The sequence below is a fragment of the Rhizobium beringeri genome (assembly GCF_004306515.1).
Lineage (GTDB): Bacteria > Pseudomonadota > Alphaproteobacteria > Rhizobiales > Rhizobiaceae > Rhizobium > Rhizobium beringeri.
This window is the reverse complement of record NZ_SILG01000001.1, coordinates 1,146,834-1,157,930: the sequence shown is the minus strand read 5'-3', so window position 1 is coordinate 1,157,930 and position 11,097 is coordinate 1,146,834. Positions and strand designations below refer to the sequence as shown.

At 61.8% G+C, this 11,097-nt stretch carries 9 protein-coding genes; 7 read left to right on the top strand and 2 right to left on the bottom strand.

The features are described from left to right. Positions 1 to 96: 96 nt before the first annotated feature. Both cimA and rarD read left to right on the top strand, forming a co-directional pair. Complete coding sequence (gene cimA, locus ELH03_RS05995) at positions 97 to 1,710, top strand: citramalate synthase (protein WP_128401233.1); 1,614 nt, start codon at positions 97 to 99, stop codon at positions 1,708 to 1,710. 217 nt (positions 1,711 to 1,927) lie between these two features. After that, positions 1,928 to 2,842 (top strand): EamA family transporter RarD, encoded by a 915-nt coding sequence (gene rarD / locus ELH03_RS05990; RefSeq protein ID WP_128401334.1) that lies wholly within the window; start codon positions 1,928 to 1,930, stop codon positions 2,840 to 2,842. A 49-nt stretch (positions 2,843 to 2,891) separates the two neighbouring features. Here rarD and ELH03_RS05985 read toward each other — a convergent pair whose 3' ends face one another. Further along, on the bottom strand, positions 2,892 to 3,515 hold the full coding sequence (locus ELH03_RS05985; protein WP_128401232.1) for an LOG family protein: 624 nt from the start codon (positions 3,513 to 3,515) through the stop codon (positions 2,892 to 2,894). Between the two features lie 154 nt (positions 3,516 to 3,669). Here ELH03_RS05985 and ELH03_RS05980 point away from each other — a divergent pair, with 154 nt between their 5' ends. From ELH03_RS05980 to ELH03_RS37290, 5 genes are all read left to right on the top strand, one after another. After that, positions 3,670 to 5,694, top strand: a complete 2,025-nt coding sequence (locus tag ELH03_RS05980) for a LysM peptidoglycan-binding domain-containing protein (protein WP_128401231.1) — start codon at positions 3,670 to 3,672, stop codon at positions 5,692 to 5,694. A gap of 310 nt (positions 5,695 to 6,004) precedes the next feature. Next, positions 6,005 to 7,882, top strand: coding sequence for an ABCB family ABC transporter ATP-binding protein/permease (locus tag ELH03_RS05975; RefSeq protein ID WP_130658655.1), 1,878 nt, complete (start codon positions 6,005 to 6,007; stop codon positions 7,880 to 7,882). After that, complete coding sequence (locus ELH03_RS05970; RefSeq protein ID WP_315855369.1) at positions 7,780 to 8,715, top strand: phosphatidylserine decarboxylase; 936 nt, start codon at positions 7,780 to 7,782, stop codon at positions 8,713 to 8,715. Before ELH03_RS05975 ends, ELH03_RS05970 begins: the two co-directional genes overlap by 103 nt. Before the next feature lie 74 nt (positions 8,716 to 8,789). Continuing rightward, positions 8,790 to 9,635, top strand: coding sequence for a CDP-diacylglycerol--serine O-phosphatidyltransferase (gene pssA / locus ELH03_RS05965; RefSeq protein ID WP_018447395.1), 846 nt, complete (start codon positions 8,790 to 8,792; stop codon positions 9,633 to 9,635). Positions 9,636 to 9,946: 311 nt separating this feature from the next. Next, positions 9,947 to 10,093 (top strand): hypothetical protein, encoded by a 147-nt coding sequence (locus ELH03_RS37290; RefSeq protein ID WP_164902046.1) that lies wholly within the window; start codon positions 9,947 to 9,949, stop codon positions 10,091 to 10,093. Positions 10,094 to 10,318: 225 nt separating this feature from the next. Here the strand turns inward: ELH03_RS37290 and ELH03_RS05960 are convergent, their stop codons facing one another. Then, a complete protein-coding gene (locus ELH03_RS05960; RefSeq protein WP_130766165.1) occupies positions 10,319 to 11,083 on the bottom strand; it encodes an SOS response-associated peptidase in 765 nt (254 codons plus the stop codon). Positions 11,084 to 11,097: the final 14 nt, after the last annotated feature.

Below are 11,097 nucleotides of genomic sequence, written 5' to 3'. Positions count from 1 at the left end.
TAGCCTCTTCCCGTCAGAAAATGGGGAGAGGTGGCGGCAGCCGGATGGGGGCAGCATCCGCACTTCATAACAACCCGCTTGGCGGGAGGAAACGACATGAAAGAACGCATCTACCTCTTCGACACGACGCTCCGGGACGGGCAGCAAACGCCCGGCATCGATTTCTCCGTCGAGGACAAGATTGCGATCGCGGCCATGCTGGACGAATTCGGCCTCGACTACGTCGAGGGCGGATATCCCGGCGCCAATCCGACGGACACCGCCTTCTTCAGTGAGAAGCGCACCAGCCAGGCCAGCTTCGTCGCTTTTGGCATGACGAAGCGGGCGGGCGTTTCGGTCTCCAACGATCCCGGCATTGCCGGGCTGCTTCAGGCCAAAAGCGATGCCATCTGTTTCGTCGCCAAGAGTTGGGATTATCACGTCGCGGTGGCGCTTGGCTGCACCAACGAGGAAAACCTCGAATGCATCGCCGAAAGCGTCGAGGCGGCGGTGGGCGCGGGCAAGGAGGCGATCGTCGATTGCGAGCATTTCTTCGACGGCTTCAAGGCCAATCCGGCCTATGCGCTCGCCTGCGCCAAGACGGCCTATGAGAGCGGCGCCCGCTGGGTGGTGCTCTGCGACACCAATGGCGGCACGCAGCCGCCGGAGGTGCGGGCGATCGTCGAGGCGGTGATAGCCTCAGGCGTTCCCGGGCACTGTCTCGGCATCCATGCGCATAACGACACCGGCCAGGCGGTCGCCAATTCGCTTGCCGCCGTCGAAGCCGGCGTCAGGCAGATCCAGGGCACGCTGAACGGCATCGGCGAGCGCTGCGGCAATGCCAATCTGGTGACGCTGATCCCGACGCTGGCGCTGAAGAGCGCCTACAACACACGGTTCGAAACGGCGATCGACGAGGAGCGGCTGCTCAACCTCACCCGGCTCTCGCATGCCTTCGACGAGCTGCTCAACCGCTCGCCCGACCACCAGATGCCCTATGTCGGTGCTTCCGCCTTCGCCACCAAGGCCGGCATCCATGCATCGGCGCTGATCAAGGACCCGCGGACCTATGAACACGTGCCACCGGAAACCGTCGGCAACTTCCGCAAGGTTATGGTGTCCGACCAGGGCGGCAAGGCGAACTTCATCAATGCGCTGAAACGGCGCGGCATCGCGGTCGCCAAGGACGATCCGAAGCTCGACCTGCTGATCTCCATCGTCAAGGAACGTGAATCCATCGGCTATGCCTATGAGGGCGCGGATGCGAGCTTCGAACTACTGGCGCGCCGCACGCTCGGCACGATCCCGGAATTCTTCACCATCGAAGGCTTCCGCGTGATGATCGAGCGCCGCTTCGACAGTCTCGGCCGCGTGAAGATCGTCTCGGAGGCGGTGGTCAAGATCACCATCGACGGCCAGACGCTGATGTCGGTTGCCGATGCCGAAGGCCCGGTCAACGCGCTCGACCTCGCGCTACGCAAGGATTTCGGCAAGTACCAGCACGAGATCGACGATCTGGTGCTCGCCGATTTCAAGGTGCGTATCCTCAACGGCGGCACGGAGGCGATCACCCGCGTGCTGATCGAATCCACCGACAGCGACGGTGTGCGCTGGTGGACGGTTGGCGTCTCGGAGAACATCATCGACGCTTCGTTCCAGGCGTTGATGGATTCCGTCATCTACAAGCTGATGAAGAACCGGCAGCTGGCGGGCAAGATCGCGGCGGAATAAGGTTATTCCGCCGATCCAGCGACGAGACCCCAGCCCTCGCCCGAATGCCATTCGCTTCCTTCAGGCTTCGTCTTCCAGCCAAGGGCGTCGGATATCTTCGTCCATCACTTCGTCTCCCGGTTCAAATCCTCTCACCCTTCATTCAACGAAATGAATTGGCCTATTCACGGCGCTTAAGCTAGGCCGGATCAGAAGAAGAACAAAGATGGAAACACCGATGTCGACCGATGCATCCGTTCCGTTGGCCAAGAACGAAGACAGTCCGCGCGGTTTCGCCTTCGCACTGACGGCCTATCTGCTCTGGGGCTTCCTGCCGATCTACATGAAGGCGGTGGCGCATATCTCGCCGGCCGAGGTGATCGCGCATCGCATCGTCTGGTCGCTGCCCTTGGCGGGCATCGTGCTGATCGTGCTCGGGCGCACGCAGGACATCCGCGCAGCACTCAGCTCGCCGCGCATGCTGGCGATGGCGGCGCTGACGGCGTCGCTGATTACGGTCAACTGGGGTACCTATGTCTGGGCGATCGGCGCCGGCCATTCGCTCGACGCAGCACTTGGCTATTTCATCAATCCGCTGTTCAGCATCTTCCTCGGCGCGGTGTTCCTCAAGGAAAAGCTGCAGCCGCTGCAGATCGCGGCGATCGTGCTTGCGGCGCTTGCCGTCGCCATTCTCGCGCTGGATAGCGGCGGCATCCCGTGGGTGGCGCTGACGCTGGCGATTAGCTGGGGTTTCTATGCCCTGTTGCGCAAGACGCTGCCACTCGGGCCGAACCAGGGTTTCTTCCTCGAAGTGCTGATCCTCAGCGGGCCGGCCCTCCTCTATATCCTCTATCTGGAATTCGGCAGCGGCCAGGGCCACCTCTATCGCACCGGTCTTGCCGACACGACCCTGCTGCTCGGCTGCGGCGTCATCACCGCCGTACCGCTGATGATTTATGCGAACGGCGCCAAGCTGTTGAAGCTCTCGACGATCGGTATCATGCAATATATCGCGCCGACGATGATCTTCCTGATCGCGGTCTTCGTCTTCCACGAGCCATTCGGCACGGCGCGCATGATCGCCTTCCCGCTGATCTGGGCGGGGCTGTTCCTCTATAGCTGGTCGATGCTGAAGGGAAGCCGCGGGCGCTAGAGCAATTCCAGCAAATGTGAAAGCCGAACCGCTCCAAAGGCGCCCCCGCCTACATCTTCGAAATCACCTCGTCCTCGCCGTTACGATCGGCCGCGAGTTGGGCTGCCAGGGCCATGATCGCCGGAATGATGCCGGAGATCTCGTCGACGACGAGCGGCTGCACCCGGTGGGCGGTGTGCAGGAAGCCTTCTTCGGTCATATGGCGCATCAGCTCCATCATCGGATCCCAGAAACCGTTGACGTTGGCAAAGACCATCGGCTTCTCGTGGCGGCCGAGCTGCGCCCAGGTCATGATCTCGACGATCTCCTCCAGCGTACCGATGCCGCCGGGCAGCGCGACGAAGGCATCGGAGCGCTCGAACATGGTGTGTTTGCGCGCATGCATGTCAGGGGTTACAATGAGTTCGTTGAGCTGACCGAGCGAGTGGCGAGTCGCTTCCATATCGATCAGGAATTCGGGAATGATGCCCGTGACCTGACCGCCGCCTGAAAGCACGCCGCTTGCAACCGCGCCCATGATGCCTTTGGTACCCCCGCCATAGACGAGGCGCAGGCCGTATTCGGCGATCTCTCTTCCGAGAGCACGCCCGGCCGCCATGTGGGAAGGATCGCGTCCCGGCCTTGAGCCGCAGTAAACGCAGATGGATCGAATCGATACAGATTGTTCGGTCATAGAGGCAAACAACTATTCCATTTCAATGCAGTCAAGAAAATTGACTGAAAAGCAGCGTGCCTAGCTTGCCTAATTGCTTTGAATGCTTGTGAAAAGCAACGGGAATCGCTAGCAATTTCGGTTACTACGGCAAATTGCCGCTCTGGGAGACATAATGATGAAGAACCGTGCCGGCTTGCTGGCCCTTGCAGTGCTCGCAATCGCAATCCTACTGATGGTGTTTGTCGTCATGCCGCGTATCGGCGGCGATGCAGCCAAGGTCGGCGACGCCATCAACCAGGCGAGCACGGAGCTCAAGAACACGGTTAACGAGGCCGCAAAGACATCGCGCTCCGCCGTAGCCGACTCGGCTGCGGTCGCCGACAAGGTGGGCCGTCTTTCTGCCGATGCCGGCGTGTCGCTCAGCGAGCTCAAGGCGCTGTTTGCCGACGGCAAGGGGCCCGCCATCGATGTCTTCACCGCCGCCAAGACCAAGGCCGTCAGCGCGCTGACCGCACTTGCCGATTTCACAATTCCCGAGGGCCTCGATCCCGCGACCCAGACCCTTGCCGGCAAAGCCAAGGACGGCGGCGCGAAAGCGCTCGCCATCGTCCAGTCGCTACCCGAGAATATCGCCGATGCGCTTGCCGCGATCGCCAAGGCTGAAACTGCGCTGACCGGTGCGCCGGAGCCTGCCCCTGCGGCGAACACGGCAGCGGAGAATACCGGCCCGAAGCTTCCGGCCTTCGACGTATTGCGCGTTGAGCCCGACGGCTCGACGGTGATAGCCGGCTCCGCCGAACCGAACGGCAAGCTCGAGGTGCTCGACGGCGAAAAGGTGGTGACGACGGCCAATGTCGATGCGAGCGGTGATTTCGCCGCCGTCCTCGACGATCCGCTTCCGGCGGGCGACCACCAGCTCGTGCTCAAGTTCACGGGCAAGGACGGCAAGAGCATGCTTTCCGAAGAAGTCGCGACCATTTCCGTGCCGAAGGACGGCAATGGCGCCAATCTGCTCGCCATGGTCTCCAAACCCGGTGCGGCGAGCCGCATCATCACTGCGCCAAAGGCCGGAACCGAAGTTGCCGATGCCTCCAATCCGATGGCGCCGCCTGCGGACAAGCCGGCAACGGGCGAAAGCTCGACTGCGCCTGCCGCAACACCTGCACCAACCGGCGAGCTGGCGCTGCAGACGCCGAACCTCACCGACACCTCCACCGATGGCGCAGCTACGGCACCGGATAAGACGAACGTGCCCGATGTGATGGTCAATGCCGTCGAAATCGAGGGCAACAAGATCTTCATCGCCGGCACGACGCGCTCCAATGCCAAGGTCATCGGTTATGCCGACGATAGCCTCATCGGCCAGGATACCGCCGGCTCCGACGGGCATTTCGTCATCGACGGTGTGGTCTCGCTCTCGGTCGGCGACCACAAGATCCGCGTCGATGTCGTCGATCCCACAGGCAAGGTGATCGTGCGTGCGGCGGTGAATTTCAATCGCCCGGCCGGCGATCAGGTGCGGGTCGCCGCGCAATCGGTCCCCGCCGACGCGAACGGCGCTTCCTCGATGGTGCCGCTCGACGAAGGCGAGCTCGGAAAACTCAAAGCGGAGGCCGGCAAGGCCTACGGCCTGCTGAAGGGACTGTTTGCCGATGGCAAACTGCCCGGGGCCGAACAGCTTGCTGCCGCGCGCTCGGCAACGGAATTCGCGCTGCGCTCCGTCGCCGACTTCCGCCCGGCGGCCGATGCGTCGGACGCCTTCAAGCAAGCGTCCGGCTCGTCCTCGCAGATCGCCGGCAATGCGCTGAAGCTGCTGCAGGGCCTGCCTAAGGATGCAAACTCCGTCGGCGCCGCGCTCGAAAGACTGGGCGGGCTGATCGCCGAACTCACCGCTGTACCCGCGCCGGCAGCGCCATCTGCAAACGATGTCGGAAGCAGCCAGCCGAAGACGATCGAACAGGCGCCGCTGACGGCGAACAACGCAGCGGTCATCATTCGCCGCGGCGATACGCTGTGGCAGATCTCGCGCCGCACCTATGGCCTTGGCGTTCGTTACACGACGATCTACATCGCCAACGAGGACAAGATCATCAATCCCGATCGTATCCGCCCCGGTCAGATCTTCGGCCTGCCGAAAGATGTGTTGCCGAATGCCGAAGAGCTGCACCGCAAGCGCCTTTCCGGCCAGCACCTCTAAGCTACGAACACCATGACGAGGCCGGGCAGGCTACTGCATAATTCCTTAAATCGGACTCGGTTTAAGGATAAAATGATGCAGCAGTTCAAAGTGCTACAGCGTCCTTTGCGCGTCTGAAAAGATGCGCGGCGCTGTAGTCGCCCGGCCTGTCTTTTCCTGAACCCTGCATTTGTTGTATTCGTCCGCCTGGCACCCTATCTGGCGGTGGCGGCTGCGGGCTAGGGAAGCGCTTTCAGGCACATCCCGGTTCCGTGCTTGCCGGCATCGAAGCGCCGCAATCGCGGCAAGCCCATCCGGGCTGGAGACAAGCATGGCAAACGGCAAGACAGTCTCGGAATCCAACCTGCTGCAGACGCTTCTCAACCTCTGGCCCTATATGTGGCCGGCCGGCCGGCCCGACCTCAAGATGCGCGTCGTCTGGGCCTCGGTCTTTCTGCTGATCTCCAAATTCGTACTGCTGCTCGTCCCCTATTTCTTCAAGTGGTCGACCGATGCGCTGAACGGCAAGATGGATCTTGCCGGCTCGGTGCCGCCGCTGCTGGCCGGCGCCATCGCGCTGGTGATCGCCTATAACATCACCCGGCTGATCCAGCTTGGCCTCAACCAGCTGCGCGACGCGCTCTTTGCCAGCGTCGGACAACATGCAGTGCGCCAGCTCGCCTACAGGACCTTCGTGCACATGCACGAGCTGTCGCTGCGCTTCCATCTGGAGCGCAAGACCGGCGGGCTTTCGCGCATCATCGAGCGCGGCACCAAGGGCATCGAGACGATCGTGCGCTTCACGATCCTCAATTCGGTCCCGACCGTCATCGAATTCCTGCTGACGGCAGTGATCTTCTGGTGGGGCTACGGCTTCTCCTATCTCGCCGTTACCGCCTTTACCGTCTGGGCCTATATCTGGTTCACGATCCGCGCATCCGACTGGCGCATCGCCATCCGCCGGTCGATGAACGACAGCGATACCGACGCCAATACCAAGGCGATCGACTCCCTCCTCAATTTCGAGACCGTCAAATATTTCGGCAATGAGGAGATGGAGGCCAAGCGCTTCGACAAATCGATGGAACGCTACGAGAAGGCGGCGACCGATGTCTGGACCTCGCTCGGCTGGCTGAACTTCGGCCAGGGCGTCATCTTCGGCATCGGCACGACCATCATGCTGGTGCTGTCGGCGCTGGCCGTGCAGCGCGGCGAGCAGACGGTCGGCGATTTCGTCTTCGTCAATTCGATGCTGCTGCAGCTTTCCGTGCCGCTCAACTTCATCGGCTTCGTCTACCGCGAAATCCGCCAGGGGCTGACCGACATCGAGCAGATGTTCGACCTGCTTGAGGTGAGGGCCGAGGTCAATGATGCGCCCGATGCGACGGAGCTTCGGATCGGCCAGGGCGCGATCTCTTTCAAGGACGTGCACTTCTTCTACGATCCGGCCCGCCCAATCCTGAAGGGCATTTCCTTCGAGGTGCCGGCCGGCAAGACGGTCGCCGTCGTCGGCCCATCGGGTGCCGGCAAATCGACGCTGTCGCGCCTGCTCTATCGATTTTACGATATCCAGAGCGGCGCGATCACCGTCGACGGCCAGGATATCCGCAAGGTGACGCAGAAGAGCCTGCGTACGGCGATCGGCATGGTGCCGCAGGATACGGTGCTCTTCAACGACACGGTCGCCTACAACATTCGCTACGGCCGCACATCGGCCAGCGACGGCGAGGTCTTTGCAGCCGCCGAGGTGGCGCAGATCGCGCATTTCATCGAAACGCTGCCCGAGGGTTTCGAAACCAAGGTCGGCGAGCGCGGGCTGAAGCTCTCCGGCGGCGAGAAGCAGCGGGTGGCGATCGCCCGCACCATCCTTAAAGCGCCGCCGATCCTGATCCTCGACGAGGCGACGTCGGCGCTCGACACGACGACGGAACGGGAAATCCAGGAAGCACTCGACCTGGTTTCGAAGAATCGCACGACGCTTGTTATCGCCCACCGGCTTTCGACGGTGATCGGCGCCGATGAAATCATCGTGCTCAAAAGCGGCGAGATCGCCGAGCGCGGAACACATGCCGCCCTCCTCGAAAAAAATGGCCTCTATGCCTCGATGTGGAACCGCCAGCGCGAAGCGACACAGGCGGAGGAACATCTGAAGCAGGTGCGCGAAAGCGACGACCTTGGCGTGATAACGCGGCTTGCTCCGGCAAGCTGAGCCGGGAGACCGACGCCGGCCGGCTTTTGTTGTTCAGAACCCCGGTGTGGGAACCAGGGCCGAGGCCGCAGCATTGCCCCGGAGACGGTTTTTCGCTAACCAGCAAAAATGAAAACGCAAGGAGACCGGCAGCCATGAGCCTGTTCAACACGGTTCGCAACACGATCGTTCCCGTGCACAAGGAGGGTTATCCCTTCGTTGCCGCCTTCTTCGTCGCGTCGCTGGTCTTGGGCTGGATCTTCAAGCCGCTCTTCTGGATCGGCATGATCTTCACGCTCTGGTGCGCCTATTTCTTCCGTGATCCCGAGCGCGTGACCCCGCAGGACGACGATCTGGTGATCTCTCCCGCCGACGGCAAGGTCTCGGCGATCCAGATGGTGACCCCTCCGGCAGAGCTCAACCTCGGCTCCGAGCCGATGCTGCGCATCTCGGTCTTCATGAACGTCTTCAATTGCCATGTGAACCGGGCGCCGATGCGCGGGCGCATCGTCAGCATCAACTACCGCTCCGGCAGTTTCGTCAACGCCGAGCTCGACAAGGCGAGCGAGGACAATGAGCGCAACGGGCTGGTGATCGAAACCCGGCACGGCCAGATCGGCGTCGTGCAGATCGCCGGCCTCGTGGCGCGGCGCATCCTCTGCTGGGCGAACCCCAACGAGCCGGTGGATGCCGGCGAGCGTTTCGGGCTGATCCGTTTCGGCTCGCGGCTCGATGTGTTTCTGCCCGCCGGTGCCGCGCCACGCGTCTCGCTCGGCCAGACGGCGGTTGCGGGAGAAACTGTGATCGCCGAATTCGCCTCCACCAAAGGTCCCGTCATCAGCCGCCGCAGCTAGAGCGGTTCAGCTTTCACGGAAGCGACTGCTGCGCAGTTTTGCTGGAATTGCTTTAGGAACGATTGGAACGCGATATGGAAACGCCTTTTCCGCCTTTCGAGCCCAATGGGCCGGATGATTCCGCCCGCGGCCCACGTCTGCGCGAAATCCCGCTCCGGCTCGTCTTTCCGAACCTCATCACCATTCTGGCGATCTGCGCCGGGCTGACCGGCATCCGGCTGGCTTTCGAAAATCGTTACGAGCTTGCCGTCTCCATGGTGCTGCTCGCAGCCTTCCTCGACGGCATTGACGGGCGCGTAGCGCGGCTGATGAAGGCGACTTCGAAGTTCGGCGCGCAGATGGATTCGCTTGCCGACATCGTCAATTTCGGCGTCGCACCTGCCCTCGTCGTCTATGTCTTTGCGCTCGACCAGGCGCGCTCGCTCGGCTGGATTGCCGCCCTGATCTATGCGATCGCAGCCGGGCTTCGCCTTGCTCGCTTCAACGTCATGGCCGAACGCGAAAACAAGGCGAGCTGGCAATCGGAATATTTCGTCGGCGTACCGGCGCCGGCCGGCGCCATGCTGGTGCTGCTGCCGGTCTATCTCGGCTTCCTCGGGCTGGCGACGGACCGCACCTTCGCCTATCTCTCGTCGATCTACACCGTGCTCATCGCCTTCCTGCTGATCAGCCGGCTGCCGGTCTGGTCGGGCAAATCGGAAGGCAACCGCTTGCGGCGCGATCTCGTGCTGCCGATGATGCTCGGCGTCGTGCTCTATGTGGCTCTGCTGATGAGCTACACCTGGGAAGTGATGGTCTTCACCGTTGCCGCCTACCTCGTATCGCTTCCCTTCGGCGCCCGGAAATGGCGGCGGAAATACGGGACGCTGACGATCGAGGAGCCGGGCATCGGCGACGACGATATCGGCCGGCACATCTGACCTCCGAGCATTTCCGGATTTCTTCGAATGACGGAAATGCTTCTCTCCCTTCGTTCTGACGGATCCCCGGGAAAAGCATGCGCTTTATCCGGGTGAAAACCGTTCCGCGCTTTTCCCCAGAAAACCGCTTTCGGACTTTTATTGGAACTGCTCTCTTCAGTAAGTATTAACCAACGTAGGCTTCAGTTAAGCCTCGCGAATTATGGTGGGCGTTTACAAATCCTGATAAGCTACGCCCCCGTTTTGTCGCTATTCGTGACGAAACATCAAACTATAAAATACCCAGGGAAGAACCACGCAAGGAGAGTATCGTGACTTCGAAGAAGAGCAGTACCGGCGAACAGCACGCGGCCAAGCCAGACCTCGCCGCCAACTATCGCCCCGTCGGCCTGAAGGCTGTTGCCGCAGCATCGCTGATGGCGAAGCATAAGCCGACCAGCGTCAAGAAATCCGCTTGAGGCGGAAGGCTTCAAACTGGAATCATGCGTGCTTTCGGGTTACATGCGTTAGGCACCACTGACGAAGTGAATGACGAGTCGATCGCCGGAAATCTCCCGACAACGCTCTGACGACATAAGCACAACCCGAAAAACCTGATAGGCGAAGCGACGCATCGCCGCCGCCTACGTGAGACGTCGGCGCCGATCGGTCACCGACGGGCCTGCAGGTGCGGCGGATAGTGTTCAGAAGAAGCTGAGCTGGCCGTCGTCAGGCTTTTGCTTGTCGGGCGCCTTCAGCGGTTTTTCGATGACGACCGGCTCCTGCAGGTCGGGACCCATATTGGCGACCTTGTTGACCTTGTCGGAGACCGGGACGGCTTCGAAGAAATCGTCCTGAACGGGCTGCAGCAGGTCGGCCACCTCACGCGGTTCCTGCGTCTTGCAATCGAGCCAGCGCGAGAAATCCTCAGGCTTGATGACGACAGGCATGCGATCGTGGATCGCTGATATGGCTGAATTGGCTGATGTCGTCAGGATCGCGCCGGTATCGACCTCGGAGCCGTCGGCCGAGGACCATGTCTCCATCAGCCCGGCAAAGGCGATGACCCCACCCTGGCGCGGCCTGATCCAGTAGGGCTGCGGCCGCTCGCCGCTTTCCTTGGACGGGCGATGCCATTCATAAAAACCGGAGGCCGGAATGAGCACGCGGCGATGACGCATGGCCGCGCGGAAGGAGGCCTTGCCGATCGCGGTTTCGGAGCGCGCGTTGATCAGCAGCGGGAAGTCCTTCGGGTCCTTGACCCAACCTGGCGTGAGGCCCCAACGCACGAGCACGGCACGCCGGTCGGCCAAGTTGCTGCCCTGCCCCCTGCTCTCGCCTGATATGACGACGAGGATCGGCTGCGTCGGCGCGATGTTGTAGCGCGCCGGAAAATCGTCGAGGTCGAGACCGGAGAAAAAGTCGCGCAAGTCGGCACTAGAGCTTGTCAGGGCGAAACGTCCACACATCGGCCTGTCTTTGC

Bases quoted from the DNA above. Each gene is read 5' to 3' on its own strand.
- cimA (WP_128401233.1), top strand. From the start codon at position 97: ATGAAAGAACGCATCTACCTCTTCGACACGACGCTCCGGGACGGGCAG.
- rarD (WP_128401334.1), top strand. From the start codon at position 1,928: ATGTCGACCGATGCATCCGTTCCGTTGGCCAAGAACGAAGACAGTCCG.
- ELH03_RS05985 (WP_128401232.1), bottom strand. From the start codon at position 3,515: ATGACCGAACAATCTGTATCGATTCGATCCATCTGCGTTTACTGCGGC.
- ELH03_RS05980 (WP_128401231.1), top strand. From the start codon at position 3,670: ATGATGAAGAACCGTGCCGGCTTGCTGGCCCTTGCAGTGCTCGCAATC.
- ELH03_RS05975 (WP_130658655.1), top strand. From the start codon at position 6,005: ATGGCAAACGGCAAGACAGTCTCGGAATCCAACCTGCTGCAGACGCTT.
- pssA (WP_018447395.1), top strand. From the start codon at position 8,790: ATGGAAACGCCTTTTCCGCCTTTCGAGCCCAATGGGCCGGATGATTCC.
- ELH03_RS05960 (WP_130766165.1), bottom strand. From the start codon at position 11,083: ATGTGTGGACGTTTCGCCCTGACAAGCTCTAGTGCCGACTTGCGCGAC.